General features: G+C 55.4%; 19 protein-coding genes. 8 read left to right on the top strand and 11 right to left on the bottom strand.

Annotated elements, in window-relative coordinates:
* Nucleotides 1-156 precede the first annotated feature (156 nt).
* The 6 genes from RGW60_RS02975 to RGW60_RS02950 are packed head-to-tail and all read left to right on the top strand — an operon-like array spanning nt 157 to nt 6,235.
* Complete coding sequence (locus tag RGW60_RS02975; protein ID WP_322201997.1) at nt 157-3,075, top strand: monovalent cation/H+ antiporter subunit A; 2,919 nt, start codon at nt 157-159, stop codon at nt 3,073-3,075.
* Complete coding sequence (locus RGW60_RS02970; protein WP_322201995.1) at nt 3,075-3,416, top strand: Na+/H+ antiporter subunit C; 342 nt, start codon at nt 3,075-3,077, stop codon at nt 3,414-3,416. Before RGW60_RS02975 ends, RGW60_RS02970 begins: the two co-directional genes overlap by 1 nt.
* A gap of 26 nt (nt 3,417-3,442) precedes the next feature.
* A complete protein-coding gene (locus tag RGW60_RS02965) occupies nt 3,443-5,110 on the top strand; it encodes a monovalent cation/H+ antiporter subunit D (protein ID WP_407074519.1) in 1,668 nt (555 codons plus the stop codon).
* Nucleotides 5,107-5,595 (top strand): Na+/H+ antiporter subunit E, encoded by a 489-nt coding sequence (locus RGW60_RS02960; RefSeq protein ID WP_322201991.1) that lies wholly within the window; start codon nt 5,107-5,109, stop codon nt 5,593-5,595. The genes RGW60_RS02965 and RGW60_RS02960 overlap by 4 nt, the downstream gene beginning before the upstream one ends.
* The gene (locus tag RGW60_RS02955; protein ID WP_322201988.1) at nt 5,592-5,870 is read left to right on the top strand and encodes a K+/H+ antiporter subunit F; all 279 of its coding nucleotides are present in this window, start codon (nt 5,592-5,594) and stop codon (nt 5,868-5,870) included. Before RGW60_RS02960 ends, RGW60_RS02955 begins: the two co-directional genes overlap by 4 nt.
* On the top strand, nt 5,867-6,235 hold the full coding sequence (locus RGW60_RS02950; RefSeq protein WP_322201987.1) for a Na+/H+ antiporter subunit G: 369 nt from the start codon (nt 5,867-5,869) through the stop codon (nt 6,233-6,235). The genes RGW60_RS02955 and RGW60_RS02950 overlap by 4 nt, the downstream gene beginning before the upstream one ends.
* 5 nt (nt 6,236-6,240) lie before the next feature.
* Here RGW60_RS02950 and RGW60_RS02945 read toward each other — a convergent pair whose 3' ends face one another.
* On the bottom strand, nt 6,241-6,708 hold the full coding sequence (locus tag RGW60_RS02945; RefSeq protein ID WP_322201986.1) for a hypothetical protein: 468 nt from the start codon (nt 6,706-6,708) through the stop codon (nt 6,241-6,243).
* Between the two features lie 420 nt (nt 6,709-7,128).
* Between RGW60_RS02945 and RGW60_RS02940 the strand changes: the two genes are divergently transcribed.
* Entirely contained in the window at nt 7,129-7,359 is a 231-nt protein-coding gene (locus RGW60_RS02940; RefSeq protein ID WP_322201985.1) for a hypothetical protein, read from the top strand.
* Between the two features lie 133 nt (nt 7,360-7,492).
* A complete protein-coding gene (locus tag RGW60_RS02935; RefSeq protein WP_322201983.1) occupies nt 7,493-7,732 on the top strand; it encodes a DUF2789 domain-containing protein in 240 nt (79 codons plus the stop codon).
* A gap of 20 nt (nt 7,733-7,752) precedes the next feature.
* Here RGW60_RS02935 and RGW60_RS02930 read toward each other — a convergent pair whose 3' ends face one another.
* The 10 genes from RGW60_RS02930 to iolD all read right to left on the bottom strand — a co-directional run bounded on the left by RGW60_RS02930 (nt 7,753) and on the right by iolD (nt 20,307).
* Entirely contained in the window at nt 7,753-7,941 is a 189-nt protein-coding gene (locus tag RGW60_RS02930; protein ID WP_322201981.1) for a hypothetical protein, read from the bottom strand.
* Nucleotides 7,942-8,075: 134 nt separating this feature from the next.
* Nucleotides 8,076-9,479, bottom strand: coding sequence for a DUF2235 domain-containing protein (locus tag RGW60_RS02925; protein ID WP_322201979.1), 1,404 nt, complete (start codon nt 9,477-9,479; stop codon nt 8,076-8,078).
* A 391-nt stretch (nt 9,480-9,870) separates the two neighbouring features.
* Nucleotides 9,871-11,109, bottom strand: coding sequence for a methyl-accepting chemotaxis protein (locus RGW60_RS02920; RefSeq protein WP_407074057.1), 1,239 nt, complete (start codon nt 11,107-11,109; stop codon nt 9,871-9,873).
* A gap of 606 nt (nt 11,110-11,715) precedes the next feature.
* On the bottom strand, nt 11,716-12,120 hold the full coding sequence (locus RGW60_RS02915; protein WP_322201977.1) for a TraR/DksA family transcriptional regulator: 405 nt from the start codon (nt 12,118-12,120) through the stop codon (nt 11,716-11,718).
* Between the two features lie 319 nt (nt 12,121-12,439).
* Nucleotides 12,440-13,462: an ABC transporter permease gene (locus RGW60_RS02910; protein WP_322201976.1), complete on the bottom strand. Its 1,023-nt coding sequence runs from the start codon at nt 13,460-13,462 to the stop codon at nt 12,440-12,442.
* 32 nt (nt 13,463-13,494) lie between these two features.
* The gene (locus tag RGW60_RS02905; protein WP_322201974.1) at nt 13,495-15,057 is read right to left on the bottom strand and encodes a sugar ABC transporter ATP-binding protein; all 1,563 of its coding nucleotides are present in this window, start codon (nt 15,055-15,057) and stop codon (nt 13,495-13,497) included.
* 46 nt (nt 15,058-15,103) lie between these two features.
* Nucleotides 15,104-16,030 (bottom strand): sugar ABC transporter substrate-binding protein, encoded by a 927-nt coding sequence (locus tag RGW60_RS02900; RefSeq protein WP_322201972.1) that lies wholly within the window; start codon nt 16,028-16,030, stop codon nt 15,104-15,106.
* Nucleotides 16,031-16,237: 207 nt separating this feature from the next.
* The gene (locus RGW60_RS02895) at nt 16,238-17,257 is read right to left on the bottom strand and encodes a Gfo/Idh/MocA family oxidoreductase (protein WP_322201970.1); all 1,020 of its coding nucleotides are present in this window, start codon (nt 17,255-17,257) and stop codon (nt 16,238-16,240) included.
* A 64-nt stretch (nt 17,258-17,321) separates the two neighbouring features.
* Nucleotides 17,322-18,332: a Gfo/Idh/MocA family oxidoreductase gene (locus RGW60_RS02890; protein ID WP_322201968.1), complete on the bottom strand. Its 1,011-nt coding sequence runs from the start codon at nt 18,330-18,332 to the stop codon at nt 17,322-17,324.
* A gap of 37 nt (nt 18,333-18,369) precedes the next feature.
* Entirely contained in the window at nt 18,370-20,307 is a 1,938-nt protein-coding gene (gene iolD / locus RGW60_RS02885; RefSeq protein ID WP_322201967.1) for a 3D-(3,5/4)-trihydroxycyclohexane-1,2-dione acylhydrolase (decyclizing), read from the bottom strand.
* Nucleotides 20,308-20,355 lie beyond the last annotated feature (48 nt).

Here is a 20,355-nt window from a genome sequence, read left to right as displayed (position 1 = left end):
AAAAACCCTGTGTTTACTGCGCGACAACAAAAGGTGGGGGACCAATTACAGGCTAGCCTAGTAACGCGTATCTGTAGGATCTCGCCATAGTTGTCGGTTGGTGCCCAGCAACCGGATACGTATCATCCTCGCCATTCCCTTGCAGAGTAGAAGCCTATGTCCCTGATAGTTCTGCTGCTATTGCCCTTTATCGGCAGCTGTCTGGCGGCATTGTTACCGCACAACGCGCGTAACGCCGAATCGATTCTGGCAGGCGTGCTTAGCTTGGCCGGGGCGATCCAAGTTGCGTTGTGGTATCCGCAAATTGCTCACGGCGGCGTGATCCACCAAGAGTTCTTTTGGCTGCCCAGTCTGGGCCTGAACTTCTCGTTGCGAATGGACGGCTTGGCCTGGCTGTTTTCGATGCTGGTGCTAGGTATCGGCGCGCTGGTATCGCTTTACGCCCGGTATTACATGTCCCCCGACGACCCTGTGCCGCGCTTTTTCGCGTTTTTTCTCGCATTTATGGGGGCGATGCTGGGTCTGGTCATTTCCGGCAACCTGATCCAGATCGTATTTTTCTGGGAGCTGACCAGCCTGTTTTCTTTCCTGTTGATTGGCTATTGGCACCACCGTGCCGATGCGCGACGGGGAGCCTATATGGCATTGGTGGTGACCGGTGCCGGCGGATTGGCATTGTTGGTCGGCGTCATGCTTCTGGGTCATGTGGTCGGCAGTTACGACCTGGATAAAGTGCTCGCAGCGGGTGACCAGATCCGAGCCCACGCGTTGTACCCCATACTCCTGCCGTTGATTTTGATCGGCGCCCTAAGCAAAAGCGCGCAATTTCCGTTTCACTTCTGGCTGCCCCACGCCATGGCTGCGCCGACGCCGGTATCGGCTTATTTGCATTCGGCGACGATGGTCAAAGCCGGGGTATTTTTGCTGGCGAGGTTCTGGCCAGCGCTATCGGGCAGCGAACAATGGTTCTGGATCGTTAGTGGCGCGGGCGCCTGCACGCTGCTGCTCGGCGCGTATTCGGCGATTTTCCAGACAGACCTAAAAGGCTTGCTGGCATATTCAACCATCAGTCATCTGGGATTGATAACGCTCCTGCTTGGCCTGAACAGCCCGTTGGCGGCTGTTGCAGCCGTGTTCCACATCCTCAACCACGCCACGTTCAAAGCTTCGCTGTTCATGGCCGCAGGGATCATCGACCACGAAAGCGGCACCCGTGATATTCGACGGCTCAGTGGCTTGATCAAACTCATGCCCTATACCGCCACCTTGGCCATGGTTGCCAGCGCAGCCATGGCCGGCGTACCGCTGCTCAACGGTTTTTTGTCCAAGGAAATGTTCTTCGCCGAGACCGTGTTCATCTCTTCCACCGCGTGGGTCGAGGTCGCTCTGCCCATAGTGGCAACCATTGCCGGGGCTCTCAGCGTTGCCTACTCGTTACGCTTTACGGTGGATGTGTTTTTCGGTCCAAAGGCTACCGACTTGCCCCATATCCCTCACGAACCGCCACGCTGGATGCGGGTCCCGGTGGAACTGCTGGTATTGACTTGCCTGATCGTCGGAATCTTTCCTGCGCAGTCCGTAGGTCCGTTGTTGGCTGCGGCCGCACAACCGGTGGTGGGGGGCACGCTGCCGGCGTACAGCCTGGCGATCTGGCACGGTTGGAACACGCCGATGATCATGAGCATGGTGGCCATGGGCGGCGGCATCGTGCTGTTTCTGCTGTTGCGTACCTCGTTCAAACAGCAGCGTTTTAACGGACCACCGCTGGTTTCTCGCTTGAATGGAAAACGCCTTTTCGAACGAGCCCTTGTGCTTAAAATGCGCTGGGCACGTCGTTTTGAGCGAATGGTCAGCACCCGCCGCTTACAGGCGCAGTTATTTTTGCTGGTGTTCGTGGCACTGATCGCCGGCTGGATTCCACTGTTTCATAGTGGTTTAAGTTGGGGGGATCGACCAAAAATACCCGGCTCCGGGGTGTTCGTAACCTTGTGGCTCATTGCAATCGCTTGTGCCATTGGCGCTGCATGGCAGGCTAAATATCACCGTCTTGCGGCACTGACCATGGTCAGCGTCTGCGGCTTGATGACCTGTATGACTTTCGTCTGGTTCTCTGCACCGGACCTGGCCTTGACCCAGCTGGTGGTGGAGGTCGTCACTACGGTACTGATTTTGCTCGGGCTGCGTTGGCTGCCCAGGCGTAACGAGAATGTCGCGCCATCACCCGACAGTCTCAAGCGCGCACGCACGCGACGGCTACGAGATCTGGCACTGTCGGGACTCGTCGGTGGCGGCATGGCGTTAATCTCTTTCGCCATGCTGACTCGGCCAACACCCAATACGATTTCGTCTTTTTATCTCAGTCGCGCGTTACCCCAAGGCGGCGGCAGCAACGTAGTAAACGTCATGCTGGTGGACTTTCGTGGCTTCGACACGCTAGGTGAAATCACCGTATTGGCCGCCGTGGCGCTTACCATATTCGCTTTGCTCAGACGTTTCCGCCCGCCCAAGGAAAGCATTCCACTGCCCGCGCAACAACGCCTGTTGGCCCGCGACGTGGTGACCGATCTGGTCAACCCGCGCAGCGCCAGCGACACAGCGTTGGGTTTCATGATGGTGCCTGCCGTCTTGGTGCGTTTGCTCCTGCCCATCGCGTTTGTGGCGTCGATGTACTTATTCATGCGCGGGCACAATCAGCCCGGTGGTGGTTTCGTTGCCGGATTGGTGATGTCGGTGGCGTTCATTTTGCAGTACATGGTCGCGGGCACGCAGTGGGTCGAAGCGCAAATGAGCCTGCGACCCTTGCGCTGGATGGGCACTGGCCTTTTCTGCGCGACCCTGACAGGGCTGGGTGCCATGACCTTGGGTTATCCCTTCCTCACGACCCATACCGCGCATCTAAATCTGCCCTTACTGGGTGACCTGCATATCGCCAGCGCGCTGTTTTTCGACATCGGCGTATACGCCGTGGTGGTGGGTTCGACCTTGCTGATTCTCACGGCGTTGGCCCACCAATCGGTGCGTAGCCATCGTCCGACCTCACTGCCCAAACCCATCGCCACGCAAGGAGCCGCCTGATGGAAGAAATCATCGCAATCGCCATCGGTGTACTCGCCGCCTCAGGCGTGTGGTTGATCCTGCGGCCACGAACATTCCAGGTGGTAATGGGATTGTGCTTGCTGTCATATGGGGTCAATTTGTTTATGTTCAGCATGGGCAGCCTGTTCATCGGCAAGGAGCCGATCATCAAAGACGGTGTGCCCCATGACTTGCTCAATTACACCGACCCATTGCCGCAAGCACTGGTCCTGACGGCGATCGTCATTAGCTTCGCCATGACGGCCCTGTTTCTGGTGTTGCTGCTGGCATCGCGGGGCCTGACCGGCACCGACCATGTCGATGGTCGGGAGCCGAAGTAATGACCGGACTGAATCCTACGACGTTAATGAGTCAGTTGATCGTCGCGCCAATTCTGCTACCACTGCTCACCGCTGCCCTGATGTTGCTGCTCAGTGAAAAGCGGCGGCCCCTAAAAGCCAAAATCAACCTGATGTCCACGCTCATCGGACTGAGCATATCGATCTGTTTGTTGGCGTGGGTCCAGCAGGATGGCACCACGGGCTCCATCGGTGTCTACCTGCCTGGCAATTGGGAGGCACCGTTCGGCATTGTTTTGGTGGTGGACCATCTTTCTGCGCTGATGCTGGTGTTGACCGGAATCATTGGCGTCTGCGCCCTTCTTTTTGCACTGGCACGCTGGGACCGGGCAGGTGCCAGTTTTCATGCGTTGTTTCAGATCCAACTGATGGGCGTTTACGGGGCCTTTTTAACGGCCGATTTGTTCAATCTGTTCGTGTTCTTCGAGGTGCTGCTGGCGGCATCATACGGACTAATGCTGCATGGCTCCGGGCGCGCCAGAGTTTCGGCGGGCTTGCATTACATCACCATCAATCTGGTGGCTTCATCGCTATTCTTGATTGGTGCGGCAATGATCTATGGCGTTACCGGCACCTTGAACATGGCCGATCTGGCGATGAAAATCCCGTTAACCCCCGAGGCTGATCGAGGTTTGCTACACGCGGGCGCGGCCATTCTCGCCACTGCTTTCCTGACCAAAGCTGGGATGTGGCCATTAAATTTCTGGTTGGTACCAGCTTACTCGGCCGCCAGCGCGCCGGTGGCGGCAATGTTCGCGATCATGACCAAAGTCGGCGTTTACACGGTGTTGCGGCTCTGGACGTTGTTGTTTTCGGGGCAGGCAGGAACATCTGCGTTCTTTGGGGGAAATTGGCTGATCTATGGCGGCATGGCGACGATAGCGACCTCAGCGATAGCCATTCTTGCAGCGCAACGTCTTGAGCGAATGGCCAGCCTGAGCATTCTGGCGTCAGCCGGCATCTTGTTGTCTGCTATCGGTTTTGCGCAACCAAGTTTGACCTCTGGCGCGTTGTTTTATCTGGTCAGCTCGACCCTGACTCTGAGCGCTCTGTTTCTGCTGGCCGAACTGATTGAACGCTCGCGTTCGGCAAACGAAATACCGTTAGAGGAGGATGCCGACCAGTTGCCCAGAACCGTGGAGTCGCTACATCCGCCCCGGGGCACCAACCTTGATGATGAGCAGAAAGCGATGGTCGGGCAGGTTATACCCATGTCCAGGGCCTTCCTCGGTCTGAGTTTCATCGCGTGCGCCTTGTTGATCATCGGCATGCCGCCACTGTCCGGATTTATCGGCAAACTGACGCTACTCAGTGCATTGCTTAATCCCTTAGGCCTGAATGTGGCCAAGGACGAAGCGATTTCCGGCGCCAGTTGGGCATTAATCGGACTGTTGATTTTTTCCGGCCTCACCTCGCTGGTGGCTTTTTCCAGAGTCGGCATTCAGCGCTTCTGGACGCCTGCGGACCGGCCCGCCCCCCTGCTGCGCCGCTACGAATGCCTGCCCATCCTGATTTTGCTGGGGCTATGCATTGCCCTGACGTTCAAAGCCGAACCCTTGCTGCGCTACACACAGGACACAGCTGCGGCGTTGCATGATCCACAGCAATATGTGTTGTCGGTGATGGCCGCGCGGCCCCTTCCCGGCCCGACGGCTGCCGAGGAGATACAACCATGAAGCGCTTCTTTCCTGCCCCATGGCTTTCATTGGCACTCTTGATCCTGTGGCTCCTACTGAACCTGTCACTTAGCCTAGGCAACGTACTGCTTGGCGCGCTGCTCGGGCTTGTTGCACCGGTGCTAACCGCGCCGCTGCGCCCGCTGCCGGTTCACATCGGCAAACCAAAGACAATATTGAAATTGTTCCTGCAGGTGGGCTGCGATGTTATTACCTCTAACCTGGCAGTGGGTTGGAGCGTGTGGAACGCCAAACGAATCCCGCCTCATCCAGCGTTCGTCAAAGTACCTTTGGACTTACGCGATGCCAATGGCTTGGCGGCGTTATCGATGATTTCCACGGTTGTGCCCGGTACCGTGTGGTCTGAACTGGCGCTAGACCGCAGCGTATTGTTGATGCATGTGTTTGATCTGAACGATGAAGCGCAATTCATTGAGCATTTCAAATACCGTTATGAGCGCCCGCTGATGGAAATATTCCAATGAGTGATCTGCTGTCCAACGCAATTCTGCTAACCCTGTGTATCTTCGCCTTGGCGATGCTGCTGACGTTAATTCGCTTGTTCATCGGCCCGTCCGCGCAGGACCGGGTTCTAGCACTGGATTATCTCTACGTGCTCGCCATGTTAATGATGCTGGTGCTGGGTATTCGCTACGCCAGCGACACCTATTTCGAGGCCGCGTTGCTTATCGCCTTATTTGGCTTCGTCGGTTCATTTGCGCTGGCAAAATTTCTGTTGCGTGGGGAGGTGATCGAGTGAACTCGCTCAGCGTTTTGCCGTTCTGGGTCGAAGTCGTTACTGCGCTATTGCTGCTATCCAGCAGCCTGTTCGCCTTGACCGGGGCCTTGGGTCTGCTGCGAATGCAGGATTTCTTTCAACGCATGCACCCGCCAGCGCTGGCATCGACGCTCGGTGCGTGGCTGGTCGCGCTGGCTTCGATCATTTATTTCTCAACCCTGAAATCCGGGCCGGTGCTGCACGCTTGGCTAATCCCGATACTGTTGGCGATCACCGCCCCGGTCACTACTCTACTGTTAGCGCGTACCGGGCTTTTTCGCAAACGCATAGCCGGCGATGACGTGCCATCAGAAATCAGCGGCGAACGTGATGCCAGTGGCCGATAAGTTAATTATTCACTGGCCTTGAAGGTCAGTTCACCTTTACGCCACTTGGCGGCTTTGCCGGTCACCGCTTTCAATGTCTTGCTCAAAGTCCCTTGCAACTGCTCATGGGCAGCGAACACCGTGACAACGGTCTGACCTTCCTTGAACACAATACCGTGACCGTCAGCGGTATCGACATAGGCATATTCGCCAAGACCGTAGACCGTCAACTTGATATCGCGAAATTTCAATTCAAACTTTCCACCTTCACGGCTGGGCAAAACCGCAGCGCGAAAATGATCCCCTACTTTGAGTTCGAGTCGAGGTTTATCGTCCACCACCAGCGCGGTTTCAGTGTCGATTTCTGCAATGTAAATGCCTTCGGCATTTTGCTCGGTGACATAAACGAAACGGGATTGAAACTGCTTGACCAGCTTGGCGCGCAGATCGCCAAGTACGAACAGTGCGTGCATGTCCAGATTACTGACTGCCAATGAAAAATCCTCAAACTTGAAAATGAGTGTGCCCACAGGTGCCGGGCGCCACAGAAAACGGGTCTTGGCCCACAAGGCTAGGAGCCTAGCAATATCGCTCTAACCTTGCAGAACGTTACCCCCCAGTGCCGGGGAATATCGAATGGTAAATCCGAGGGGAGACAGAAACGCAATTCTACCGGCTAGCGGCGCATTACGGATATATACCTTTCGTCCGCTACTAAGCAATAGACCGATTACCCGCCCGCCGCAAGCACGCCGGTGTCAAATAATGCCCGATCTTGCGGGCTGTCATTCGTCACCGTTAGTGCTAAACCACGCCTGAGTGCGCCAACAACTGCCATACTCGCGTACACCAAGACTACTGGCGACGCACAAGCACGCCATAGAGTAGCAACTCGTCATCATGGGAAGGTAATAGTGACTGAATTTGATATCGGCGAATTCTTCATCTGGGGTGAATCCAGAGAACTCGAAGGTGAGTACCAGGCTGTCATTGTAATGCGGGCCAAGGAAGGTAAGAACGCTATCAGCTACCACCAAGTCGAAAAAGATCGATGGTTCAAAACCGCTGACGTCGCGGCGGCGGCGGCTAAGGAATCGGCCAAGGCCTTAAAAGTGGCTGTAGACGCTGGTGCATTAAGCGCTTAGTCCACCCTTGTCCAGATTTTTTTCTTCGAAGTTTTCCGCCGAACTCTTTCCAAGCCAAAGCCTCAGATCTTTGCAAGGTTAAGGTACGTGGCCTTGCGCATTGAACGGTTTACTTGTCCGCCACGGAGATGATATGGACCTTACTACACCGACCTTACAGACGTTATTCGAACAACTGGGCCTTGATTCCGATCAGGCCAGTATTGATGCGTTTGTCGACAGCCATGGCCCATTGCCGGAAGGCGTCAAACTGATCGACGCCGACTTCTGGACACTGCAACAGGCGAAATTTCTTAAAGAGCAACTGCACATAGACGCCGATTGGGCGCCTGTAGTGGATGAACTCAATGTGCTACTGCACGAAGCCAACTAGACAGTCAGCAACTGCTTCGTTCAGGCGGTTATCAACAATTGCGCGGCCCAGGCTGACCGACATTCTTCGGCATCATTTCGGCTGGCAAACGCAGTGCCGCGGCGCTCACCGTTGAGCAAGACGACCCAGCATATCTGCTGGCCCAAGGCGCGAATCGAGGGTGGAACTCCACTTCCTATCATGACGGCGACATCAAGTTTGCCTTGCATGAGCGTACTCCCGAGAACTTCATTAGCGAGGTAACGATAACGCCACTTTAGGGATTACACGCCTGGGGAAAAAGCTATGCCCCGCATAGCTTCGGTACATCACAGCTAATAACCCCCAATATCAATGGCGAACGTTATTGTGAATGGCCCTGTCGCCCGATGTTTGGATGGCAAACCCTTCCTCCAGACTCTGGGGCATGAACAAAAATCGAGTTGTTTGGGCCAGCTCCGCTGCCGACCAACGCACTCCAATGTGCAGATCGGTGGATGAAACGTCGGCGCAACAAACGCTGCTCTCCTTCATCCAGCAAGTAGGGGCCACCTTTGGCGTAAGCAATCAGCTTTTGCGCGATGACCTGTAATTCCGGAACCAGGCTAAGCGCCGGACTGTCCGGCACCGGTTCCAGGGGAACTCCCTCGGCGGTGGCTAACTCATGCATCACACGCAGATAAACCCGGGAAAGATGACCGTAGATCCGGCGATTCATGCTAACTGCCGCCACAACCGCTTTGACCCCGACCCTCTCGCTACCCGCATTGGGGATACGCTCATCAATTTCGATAGATAGCGAAGCCTCTGTATCTTGCGGATCTAACCATTCCCTTGCATCTATCTTCTGAAGGTCAGCTTGGCTTTCCCGCCAGGCAACCGTTTCATTAAAAGCGGTATCGAGACTAACGACGCTGCGACGAGGACGGGTGAGCAGCACCTTTTCGCGAACATTCAGATGGTAGCCACCGCCAATGTCAGAGTGAGCCCCCGGCAATACAATCTCCTTGGGCCAACCTGGCGTTACGCTGTTCAAAGCAAAATTACGCCGTTGCTCATCTCCAGCAACCAAATGAAACACCTGTTGAGCACTGCCTGGAGGCAGGTAGAGGTTGACCTGACGATTGAAAGCGTCCCTGACATTGCCAAAGTCCGAAAGACTACCGATCGCCGCCACAGTGTCGAACAAACCTATTACCTTCAAGCGGACGCTGCCCTTACACCACGCGAAGTCAGGCCCCCAGGGAATGCTTTGCAGCTTGAGCAAAGGGCCAAGTGCGCCTTTGTCCTGTCTTAATACTTCATTAGCGAAATGGCGAGCAGAGGCAGCGCCACGGCTAAATCCAAATAGGTCAATTTCCAACCCCTCCACTGTGCAACAGTGATTATTGGCTTCAAAGGTCTCCAGTACTGTACGGAGCATTTTCACCCCCTCTGCGACCTTGGCCAGTACACCCGTGGTGCCGCGCCCTAAGACTTGGCCAGCCCAAACAGAGTCGTGCTTACCAGCAGTAGTGCCTGCGCCACTGATATAAATCGGCGCACACACGCTTAACCCTTGTGGCGTCTCTTGCGCAGTGGGCCGCAAAACATAAAGTTCATAGAGCCGGGCAATGTTTGTGACGTCGTTAGCATAACTGCTGGTTAAATTCGCATGACGCCCCGCGCAAGCGCCAGTATGAGCGTTGTTGTTCATCGCCGCTTGGGCACGGCAATCGGCCGCGATTTGAGAGTTGATTCGGTTATTGCCTGTTCCATCGAAGAACATGCCGATGCGCACCGTCACACCACGCGTTTGAACTTGAGGGCGAGGGCCGCGCGCTTCACAGAATGTTTTAAATATAGAAACCATAATGCTCAATGCCTTTGGAATGCAGCTGAAAGTCAGACTGCTTAAATCAAAAAATACCGTTGATTTAAACCAGCTTGCTCAGCGACGAACCAACGTCAAGGTCATCACGACATTCCAGAACAGTCCCACAAACGTTAACGACTTTAGAGAGGTACTTAACTTAAACGTCCTGCAAAATAGCCAAATAAAAATAAAACTAAACTTTCAAAGGAAATAGATATCCTCAGAGTCGATGATTATCCGAAGTTAAACTTCAGACGATCCCCACAAGTAGATAGCGGAAATCGTTGATTTGCGAAGGCACTTCTTAGCCACGCCTGGAGGGTGGCACGCCTTCGGGTTTATAACCCAGACGCAGTCCACCCCAATGACGACCTTGAACCATGATGGGTACTGAAAGATCGTGCATCAGCTCACCAGTGTCGCGGGTGTAAGTCTGCAACAGCACAGGCTGCTGATGACTGCCGCAGCGAATGCCAGTACGGTCATCGAACTTGCGTTTTGTACGATTCTGCAAGGTGTCTAATTGGGTATCGCCGGTCAGCGGCTGACTGAACGCGGTATTGTGTGTCGGCACGTAACCTTGAGGTGTGCATGCAATGGCAAACACTAAGCCCTCATGGCGCGGCAACAACGACTCCTGAATCAAAGGCAGCACCTGGTCGGTATATCGATCGAAACGCGTTTGAAATTTGGGGGGAGCAGTTTTCGGTATCAGTTGGTAACTGCGGTCGAACAAGTCCTCAAGGCTGACACGACGTTGCTCAATATCCGTTTCAAATTGAGCCGATATTTGACGCGCCCCTTCAAGAGCCAGATCGTAAACACGCTGGTGGTAATCATCCAAGCCAACCTGTGCCAACCGCTCGCTGATGGTTTCCGCTTGGCCCTCCATCTGCACCGCCGCTTTTGCCAGTTGTTGTGTTTGCTCATCGCTGATGGCTAAATCGCCGCGCATTTGCTCAACGGCGGTAAACAGGCTGCTCAATTGTTGTTGATTAGTTTGCGCGCCTGCAGCGATTTCGCTGACTTGCGTTTCAACTCCAGCGGCTAACCGGGCAATATTCTCCAAATGTTGACCGGTTCGTTCTACTTGTTCGACCCCCGTGTCCAGGTCGCTGGATAATTGCCGAATCTGTTCGACTACTTGCCCAGTACGCTGCTGGATATCGGCCACCATTTGCCCGACTTCCTCGGTGGCGCTGGCCGTGCGCCCTGCCAGACCCCGGACTTCATCGGCAACCACGGCAAAACCACGCCCGTGCTCACCCGCGCGAGCAGCTTCAATGGCGGCGTTGAGCGCTAACAAATTGGTCTGGCTGGCAATGGACTGGATAACCAAGGTGACACGCTGAATGTCCGAGCTGCGCTGGTTAAGGGCTTCGATCAGCTCGCGACTGCTGACGGCGCGCTTGCTCAACTGGTGCATCCGTGTAATGGACTCGGCGAGTACGCTGCGCCCGGCATCGCTGCTGACACGGGCTTCGCTGGCGGCGCTGAGTGCCTGTTGACTCAACTGAGAAGTTGCTTGCTCGGTGGCAATCATCACATCAGCGCTGCTGACAATTTGCTCGGCCGCGTCGAGCTGCGACTGGACCTTGCTTGCCAACTGGCCTACGGAAAATGCCACGCTGGCGGCGGACAGTGCGTTGTGGCTGGTGGCGTACGACAGATCGCGGGTCAATTGCTCCAGACCGTCGCCGCCGCTCAGCGTGACGACCGCAACCGAGGGCGCGGCAAACAGGCGAGGCAGCCAGATAACCACCATCATTAACGGTAGGCTGACGTAGACCGAAACGCTGAGAAAGGCCATTGCCGTCAGCAACAGGCACAGCAAAATGCTTTGCATCAAAGGGGTCAGCCAGCGGGCGCTGCTGAGGGAAGGTTGCGCTTTCGTGGCCAATGCGTTGGAGGCCTGGGCCTTCGACGACAGCGTTCCCGTGAGAGGTCCAACTCCAGCCATGTTTGTCACCCATCTACATTTTTGGTTGTTATGCCTGCATTAAACGCCAGACATTGGCCATTAGCTATGGGTCGTTAGTTGTAAGGTGCGGTAAGTGCATAAAGCACGTTAGCGTTCTGCGCAGGGGTTAAACAAGATCGGGTAAATACGGAGGCACTGAGTACCCCCGTAGAGCAACACGTGGCGGGATCAGGCCTGACGCTGATGCTTTTCGATTTGCTCGTGACGCTCTTGAGCTTCGATGCAGTACTTGGTGGTCGGGCTGATCAGCAGACGTTTAAGGCCAATGGCCTCGCCGCTGTCGTCGCACCAGCCAAAGCTGTCATCGGAAATGCGAGCAAGCGCCATTTCCAGTTGTGGAAGCATGCGCTGATCACGGTCAATTATGTTGACCAGCCAGTGACGCTCCTCTTCAACCGAAGCCGCATCGGCAGGGTCAGCGGGCGTGTCCAAGCTTTCAATCGCGATACGGCTTTGATCGATACGCTCATGGATCTCGACTTTCATGGCTTGCAGCAGCTCAACGAAGAAGGCGTGCTGCTCTGCATTCATGTAGTCATCGGCCGGCATCGCCAGCAACTTGTCCTTTGTCATTGATTTCTCTATAAAAAATACGTGCATTAGGGCGAATTAGGGAGCGACTCAGCGTTGCCGAAAAAGCGCCACAGTCTCTAAGCGCCACCTGGCACTCAATTTATGAGGGGCGGCAGTCTAAGGCCGGGCTGTGGACACAGCAACATAATTGAAGCAGTTTCGCGCAACAAGTCACTTAAGGCCGTCACGCAGCGGCTTGAAAGACCACTGGTCGGACAGCCGCGAGCGTCTGACCCATAAAACCTGGCCTCAGTTCCAACTTGAAGGGAGAAGACAAGACACAGGGACCAGAACTGGTCCCCCGAAGAGCGCTCAGCGATCAACGTTTGATTTTACGCTTGTTGCGGTATTGGTCGATCACCACAGCCACGACAATGATCAGGCCCTTAATGATGTCCTGAATATAGGCATCGACCCCAACGAACGTGAATCCGCTGGCCATGACACCCAGTATCAACGCACCGATGACGGTACCGGTGATTCGCCCCACACCGCCTGCCAGACTAGTACCGCCGATCACCGCGGCAGCAATTGCATCCAATTCGTAGGAAACGCCCATGCCAGCCTGTCCGGTGGCTGCCCGCGCCGATGCCACGACCCCCGCCAACCCCGCCAGCAAACCGGCGATGCTATAAACAATAATCAGGTGCCGCTTTACGTTGATTCCAGACGTGCGCGCAGCCTGCATGTTGCCGCCGATGGCGTAAGTGTATTTCCCGTATTTGGTGTAACGCAGAGCAATGTGAAACACCAACGCCGTTGCCAGGAAGATAATCACCGGCATTGCGCCCTGACCAATAGCAGTGTAGGAGTCGTTCAACATGCTCACCGGCTGCCCTGAAGTATAGAAACGCGCCATGCCGCGGGCTGAGACCATCATGCCCAAAGTTGCAATGAAGGGCGGGATGCCGGTGATCGCAATGATGCTGCCGTTGATTGCCCCCGCCACCAGTCCAACCGCCAACCCCACCGCCACTGGAATCCATACCGGAAGGTCGGTCAGTGACGGAAACACTGCACGGGTGTAGTCGGAGCTTTGCGCCAAGCTGGCAGCAATCATTGCCGACAGCGCCAGTACCGAACCGGAGGACAGATCGATACCCGTGGTGATAATCACTTGGGTCACGCCGATGGCGAGCAGACCAATGATAGAAACTTGCAGGATCATCAATACCAGACGTTGCGAATTAAACAGAAAACTCTGATCACGGACGATCCAGCCAAACACTTCAAATACCAACCCGATACCGATTAATACCAAAAATATGCTCAGTTCAGTTGGCAGACGCCGTTTCGACCTGGCTGGCACAGCGGCAGGTTTGTTTCCTAAAATTGCGTTCATAGCGGTTGTTCCTCTTCTGCTGCGTCGGCCCGCTAGTGAATCGAATTGCCAGAAGCCAGGTGCATCACCCGCTCTTGGGTCGCTTCACCACGGTCGAGCATGCCCATCATCTCGCCCTCATGCATCACCATGACCCGGTCGCTCATGCCCAGAACCTCAGGTAATTCTGACGAGATCATGATCACCGCCATACCTTCGCTGGCCAGATAAGAAATCAGCCGATAGATCTCGACCTTGGCGCCGACGTCAATGCCTCGGGTGGGTTCGTCGAGAATCAAAATTCTTGGATTGGTCATTAACCAGCGGGCGAGCAACGCCTTTTGTTGGTTACCGCCGGACAGGTTGTCGATGCACTGCTCTAGCGACGGGGTTTTCACCCGAAGCTTTTGGCACATGTCCTCGCACAAGGCACGCAAGGCCTTCTGTCGAATAAAACCACCTGCTGCGTAGTGCGGGATAATTGCCATTTCCATATTTTCCAACACCGACAGACATGGAAATAGCCCGCTGAGCTTGCGATCTTCGGTCAGCAGCGCAAAGCCTTTCTTGATCGCCAGGTTCGGATCAGTGATACGGACACTCACGCCATCGAGTTGGATGTTGCCGCCGTCACAGGGCGTAATTCCAAAAATAGTTTCGGCGATGTTGGTGCGCCCTGACCCCATTAACCCCGCAATACCGAGGATCTCCCCCGCGTGCAGATCGAAAGAAACCCCCTCAAATACTCCGTTCAGACGTAGATCACGGACTGAGAGCAATAAATCACCCTTAGGTTTTTCACGCTCAGGAAACAGCTGGCTCAGCTCGCGGCCGACCATCATCGACACGAGGCTATCACCGTCCATGCTGTCGGCCCGTTGCAGGCCGATATAAGTGCCATCGCGAAATACCGCCACTTCATCGGCAATGCTGAACACTTCATTCATTTTATGGGTGATGTAAATGATGCCTTTGCCCTGCGCCTTGAGGTCGGCAATGATCGAGAACAGGTGGGCAACTTCTTTTTCAGTAATGGCAGACGTCGGCTCATCCATGATCAGAATGTCCGAGTCATACGAAACTGCCTTGGCAATTTCCACCATCTGTCGCTCGGCAATGGTCAGAGTGCCTACCAAGTCTTGCGGCGCCAGATTAATGCGCAATCGCTCTAGCAATGTCGCTGTGCAACGAAACATTTCTTTATGATCGACCATGTGCAAGCCATTGAGCTGCTCACGCCCGATCCAGATATTTTCGGCGATGCTCATGTGGGGCATCAGATTGAGTTCCTGATGGATCATCGCAATTCCGGCTTGCAGCGCCGCCAACGGCGACTCGAAGCTGATGGGCTTGCCGCGCAAGCGCAGCTCACCTTCATCAGGTTGGTAGATACCGGCAATGATTTTCATCAAAGTGGACTTGCCAGCACCGTTCTCGCCCATCAGGGCCAGTACCGAGCCGGGACGCACACGAAGTTGCACGTTAGACAGAGCCACCACACCAGGAAAGCCTTTGCTGACGTTGATAATTTCCAGCAGATATGGGCTGTCGATCGCGGCCGCACCAGCCAACAGATCGGTTGGAGCACTACGTGAAGTCGTACCAGAAGTGAACATGTGACAATTCCTCTCGCGACGTTCTTGTTCTAGAAAGAGGGGTCAGTTATTTGAACGAAGCAACATTTTCTGGCGTGATCAGGCGATAAGGCACCCAGACCGACTGCTCAACCGGCTCCTTCTTGGCCATTTTTACCGCCGCGTCGATAGCGCCATCTGCCTGGCCTTTGGCGTCCTGGAATACCGACACCGCGATGTCGCCCTTGGTTACCGCATTCAGACCATCAGGAGTACCGTCGACACCGGCTATCAAGACGCTACCCTTGGCAATGCCAGCCTGCTTCAACGCCATGGACGCCCCGATGGCCATTTCGTCGTTATTAGCTACCACAGCATCGAACTTCTTGCCTTGGGTGATCCAGTCGTTGGTCAAGTCCATACCCTTTTGCCGCAACCAAGTCCCGCTCTGTTCCTGATCGATTTTGATACCGGGGTACTTGGCCAGGATTTCTTTGACACCTTTGGTACGGTTCTGGGTGGAATTGTTGGCCAAATCCCCCAGCAGAATCACGATGCTGCCCTTGCCGCCCATCTTGTCAGCGAGGTACTGCATTTGCAGCTTGCCGGCCTCTTCATCGTTGGAGGCGACAGTAATCACGCCTTTAGGCAGGTTGAGATCATCAGGACGGCGGTTGACGTATACCAACGGGATACCCGCAGCGACGGCCGCCTGGGTGATTTTGGCGGTAGCAGCGGTGTCGACCGGGTTGACGATCAGGGCATCTACCTTCTGATTGATCAGGTTCTGCACTTGGGTCAACTGTTGGACCACATCGCTTCTACCGTCGACAAATTGCAGCGAAACGCCGCCGGGTACGGTCTTGGCTTTGGCGGTCATGTCTTCACGCAGGTAGGTCAACCAGGTGTCATCGAACTGCGACATGCTCACGCCGATTTTCATATCGGCCAAGGCTACGCCGCTGGCGAACATGAGTGTCAGGGCAAGTGAAGTGAAACGGATAGGGGTATTCATGATCGGTCTGTCTCCACGTTTTTGTAGTTGTATGGATAACTAGGAACGACTTTATTGGAAAATAATTTCTATATCAACTAGTTTTAGAATTTATTTCTATTTTCATTTTTATCACCCTGCTCGCTTATGCCCAAAATTTGTAAGCGCTACGCAAGGTTGCGATTGACGAAGAATCACACCTTCGAAAACTCCTGCAAAAAGCGATTTCTACAGCTCAACCACCGTGCCCGACTGCGCACTCAAGCGTGCCGCATCCAACACCACTGAGCACGCTACCGCATCACGCGGGTCCACCGGATTTTTGCCTTTACCTGCAACAGCTTCCTGCAACTGCCGATAAAACTCGTTCCAGCAGCCGCGTTCGGAAGGAATACGTTCGCGCTGCTGGCCTTGCTCGAACCAACCCCAGCGTCGATGTTCTTCAGCGCCCCAGTTATCACCTTCGCTTTTCGGTGACCGCCCGGCTAACAACGACGCTTCCTGCCCGTCCAACCCTTCCACACTGTAGCAACCCGCTGAGCCGCTGACCCTGAAGCGCGGCCCCGGACAGTTCTGCAAGCAACTGCCCCACAGGTGCGTAACCACACCGCTTGCGTGAGTCAGCGACACAAAAAAGCCGTAATCGAGTTCGTTGTCCGCCGACGCAAAATCCAGTTCGGCGTACACCCGTGACACAGGACCGAATAACAACAGGGCCTGATCCACCAGGTGACTGCCTAGATCGCGAAGCATTCCGCCGCCGCTGGCCTTGCCCACTGATTTAGGTGAATAGCGCTCCACCCTGGATTCAAAACGCATGATGTCGCCGAGCACGCCGTTGTCGATCAGCTTGCGTAGGGTCAGGAAATCCGAATCCCAGCGACGGTTTTGATAGACGCTTAGCATCACACCGCGTCGCTCAGCGGCCTCAACCAATTCCCGGGCCTGGGCAGCGTCGTTGGCGAACGGTTTATCGCTGACCACTGCCACGCCCAGCTCGATAGCTTCGAGGATCAGTGCCCGACGGGAGGCCAGCGGCGTGGAAATCACCACCGCATCGATGCCGTTGGCCACCAGCGCCGCCAGCGTGTCGAACGCCAAGACGTCAGGATTGTCCTGCGCCAGCTCCAAGCGCCGTTCGGGGGAACGAGTGACAACGCCGATAAAACGGGCACCCGGCATGCTGGCAATCAGCGGCGCATGAAAATATCGCCCGCCCTTGCCATATCCCACTAATCCAATGCGCATTGAAATGTCCTCTGATTCGAATGGGGTGGTGTGGCCTTCGCAGGTCCGTGTTGTCCACACACTGTCAGGCATAAAACGCCGGCCGGGCCGGCAAGCTCACCGGAACAATCGCCCCACTTTTTTGTGCTTCGATACAGGCATCGGCAGTAACTGCAGCAGCGTATCCATCCCACGCGGACGGGCCGCCGACCTGGCCCGCGCGGACGCTGTCAACAAACGCTTGCAGCTCAACGTCATAAGCCGCAATGAAGCGATCTTTCCAGTCCATCAGAATGGCATTGGACACTTTGGCGCCGCTGCGCAGTTGGACTTGTGAAGGCTCCGGCAAGCGCGCAATGCCAGTCTCGCCGACGACTTCACACTGGATGTCATAACCGTACTGGCAGTTAACGAATACTTCGACGTCAATGCGCGTGCCTTTGGCGGTTTCCAGCAAGACAATCTGTGGGTCTTTGAGGTGCGCGAAGGCTTTGCCGGATTTGCGCGGGAACACTACTTGCACCGAGACATAATCATCGTCGAGCAACCACCGCAGCACGTCGATTTCATGGATCAGCGTGTCAGTGATTGCCATGTCAGTTTTGTAATTCTCGCCCACGGTGGGGTTGCGATGAGCACAGTGCAGCATCAGCGGCTCGCCGATCTGCCCGCTGTCGATCACGGTCTTCAGCGCGCGATAACCCTCGTCATACGGGCGCATGAAACCGACCTGGACCAAACGCTTGCCGTAGGCGATTTCGGCGTCAACGATTCGTCGGCAGCCGTCTGCTGTGACGGCCAACGGTTTCTCGCAGAACACGGGTTTACCGGCGGCAATGGCGGCCAGCACGAATTCTTCGTGGCTCGGGCCCCATGACGTCACCAGCACCGCTTCCACCTCTGGCGTGTTTATCAGCGTGTGGCCATCGGGGTAGACCTCAGCGGTCAGGTCTAGGTCGCGTGCTACTTTGGCGGCCTGGTCGAGATTGATGTCGGTCAGCGCCACAACCTGGCTGCCCAACAAGGTTTGGCTCAACCGTCGAATGTGATCCTGGCCAATTGCGCCGGTGCCAATCACGCCTAATTTCAATGTCATTTCACTGCTCCCAAAGTCGTTATCGTGGAGTGAGTCGTCAGTATTTGCGGGCTTTCGCCAGTTCCTGGCTGAGCGCTTTAAACACCTGAGCGGTAGCGCCCTTGGTCGACACTTCCGCCACGCCGACTCGCCACCACGACAGATATTTGTGGATCATGGTCTTGGGTAGAACCTTGATATCGATCAAGGTCGAGACCGTTTGCTTCTGTGCATCAATCAGTGCGGCTTCCAGCTCGAAGACGGTATTGACCTTGTAGGTCTTGCAACCGTAGGCCGCAGCGCTCATGGCAAAATCCACCGGAACAAAATCGCCGTCAAGCTTGCCGGTTTCCGGATTGCGAAAGCGAAACTCCGTGCCGAAGCTGTCCATCCCGTGTCCCATTTGCAGGTTGTTGATGCACCCGAAGGTCATGTTGTCGAAGAGGATCACGTTGACCTTGCAACGTTCCTGAATCGAGGTCGCCAGTTCTGAATGCAGCATCATGTAGGAGCCATCACCCACCAGCGCGTAAACCTCCCGCTGCGGCTCGGCGAGCTTGACCCCCAGCGCGGCATTGATCTCGTAACCCATGCAGGAATAACCGTACTCGACGTGGTAGCTGTGAACCCCGGTGCTACGCCAGGCGCGCTGTAAATCACCCGGCAAACTGCCGGCAGCAGCAACGATCACGGCGTCGCTGGGCAGCCGCTGATTGAGTAAACCCAATACGCGGCTTTGGGTCAGGCAGGAACCGGTGAGTTCGATGAATTCGCGCAGCACGGCCGGGTCAAGGTGGTCATTAATCTCCGGTATGAAATCGCGGCTTTGGTATTCAATTGCGTAAATACGGTCCACTTCGGCGTCAAATTGCGCCTTCGCCTGGCGTGGTTGATCGCCCCACGCCGAGCGATAACCGCTGTCGCTCAGCGCATCGGTCAACGCCAGCAACGCGTATTGGGCATCTGCCAACACCTGCACACCGTCCAACTTCTGCGCGTCGAAGGCGCTGACATTGAGGTTTAGGAACTGCACGTCGGGGTTTTGGAACAGCCATTTCGAGGCAGTAGTGAAGTCGCTATAGCGGGTGCCGACGCCGATGATCAAGTCCGCTTCTTTGGCCAGCATGTTGGCTGCCAGTGAGCCCGTTTCACCCAAACCACCCATATTCAAAGGATGAGCCGAAACAATCGCACTTTTACCCGCCTGGGTTTCGGCAAACGGTATATCAAAGCGCTCGGCAAATGCCTGCAATGCATCCGCTGCGCCGGAATACCGCACCCCGCCGCCACACACTAACAACGGCTTGCGCTTGCCTTTGAGCAATGCCAAGGCATCGCCGAGCATGGCGTCGCTGGCGGGGCGTCGGTCAATGCGGTGTACGCGTTTTTGCAAGAAGCTATCGGGGTAATCGTAAGCTTGAGCTTGCACGTCTTGCGGCAAGGCCAAGGTCACAGCGCCGGTTTCGGCCGGGTCGGTGAGCACACGCATAGCATTAATAGCGGCGCTCATCAGCTGTTCTGGGCGATTAATACGGTCCCAGTATTTGCTGACGGCTTTGAATGCATCGTTGGTGCTGATACTCAAGTCGTGAAACTGCTCAATCTGTTGCAGCACTGGGTCCGGCTGTCGGCTGGCGTACACATCGCCGGGCAGCAGCAAGAGCGGAATTCGGTTGGCGGTGGCGGTGGCGGCAGCCGTGAGCATGTTCGCGGCACCCGGCCCGACCGAGGACGAACAGGCGTAGATCTTGCGCCGCAGGTGTTGTTTCGCAAACCCAATGGCGGCGTGGCACATGCCTTGTTCATTGCGGCCCTGATGAACGATTAATTGTCCGCTGTCTTGCTCCAGGGCCTGGCCGATACCCAACACATTGCCGTGGCCGAAAATCGTAAAAATACCGGCAATGAATTTGCTCTCAACCCCATCGACTTCCACGTACTGGTTATCAAGGAACCTCACCAGCGCCTGGGCCATGGTTAATTTTGTTGTTTTCATGTTTGATTCCCTTTGTTCCATGGGCGACTTTCGCCAGCCAGCCTGGTC

The sequence above is a fragment of the Pseudomonas sp. AB6 genome, assembly GCF_034314105.1.
GTDB lineage: Bacteria > Pseudomonadota > Gammaproteobacteria > Pseudomonadales > Pseudomonadaceae > Aquipseudomonas.
This window is presented reverse-complemented; position numbering and strand designations above follow the sequence as displayed.

Excerpts from the sequence above, each read along its gene's own strand:
- iolD (WP_322201967.1), bottom strand. The coding sequence starts at position 20,307 with ATGAAAACAACAAAATTAACCATGGCCCAGGCGCTGGTGAGGTTCCTT.
- RGW60_RS02935 (WP_322201983.1), top strand. The coding sequence starts at position 7,493 with ATGGACCTTACTACACCGACCTTACAGACGTTATTCGAACAACTGGGC.
- RGW60_RS02970 (WP_322201995.1), top strand. The coding sequence starts at position 3,075 with ATGGAAGAAATCATCGCAATCGCCATCGGTGTACTCGCCGCCTCAGGC.
- RGW60_RS02915 (WP_322201977.1), bottom strand. The coding sequence starts at position 12,120 with ATGACAAAGGACAAGTTGCTGGCGATGCCGGCCGATGACTACATGAAT.
- RGW60_RS02965 (WP_407074519.1), top strand. The coding sequence starts at position 3,443 with ATGAGTCAGTTGATCGTCGCGCCAATTCTGCTACCACTGCTCACCGCT.
- RGW60_RS02905 (WP_322201974.1), bottom strand. The coding sequence starts at position 15,057 with ATGTTCACTTCTGGTACGACTTCACGTAGTGCTCCAACCGATCTGTTG.
- RGW60_RS02910 (WP_322201976.1), bottom strand. The coding sequence starts at position 13,462 with ATGAACGCAATTTTAGGAAACAAACCTGCCGCTGTGCCAGCCAGGTCG.
- RGW60_RS02955 (WP_322201988.1), top strand. The coding sequence starts at position 5,592 with ATGAGTGATCTGCTGTCCAACGCAATTCTGCTAACCCTGTGTATCTTC.
- RGW60_RS02920 (WP_407074057.1), bottom strand. The coding sequence starts at position 11,109 with ATGATTGCCACCGAGCAAGCAACTTCTCAGTTGAGTCAACAGGCACTC.
- RGW60_RS02900 (WP_322201972.1), bottom strand. The coding sequence starts at position 16,030 with ATGAATACCCCTATCCGTTTCACTTCACTTGCCCTGACACTCATGTTC.
- RGW60_RS02890 (WP_322201968.1), bottom strand. The coding sequence starts at position 18,332 with ATGACATTGAAATTAGGCGTGATTGGCACCGGCGCAATTGGCCAGGAT.
- RGW60_RS02930 (WP_322201981.1), bottom strand. The coding sequence starts at position 7,941 with ATGCAAGGCAAACTTGATGTCGCCGTCATGATAGGAAGTGGAGTTCCA.
- RGW60_RS02925 (WP_322201979.1), bottom strand. The coding sequence starts at position 9,479 with ATGTTCTTCGATGGAACAGGCAATAACCGAATCAACTCTCAAATCGCG.
- RGW60_RS02895 (WP_322201970.1), bottom strand. The coding sequence starts at position 17,257 with ATGCGCATTGGATTAGTGGGATATGGCAAGGGCGGGCGATATTTTCAT.
- RGW60_RS02960 (WP_322201991.1), top strand. The coding sequence starts at position 5,107 with ATGAAGCGCTTCTTTCCTGCCCCATGGCTTTCATTGGCACTCTTGATC.
- RGW60_RS02975 (WP_322201997.1), top strand. The coding sequence starts at position 157 with ATGTCCCTGATAGTTCTGCTGCTATTGCCCTTTATCGGCAGCTGTCTG.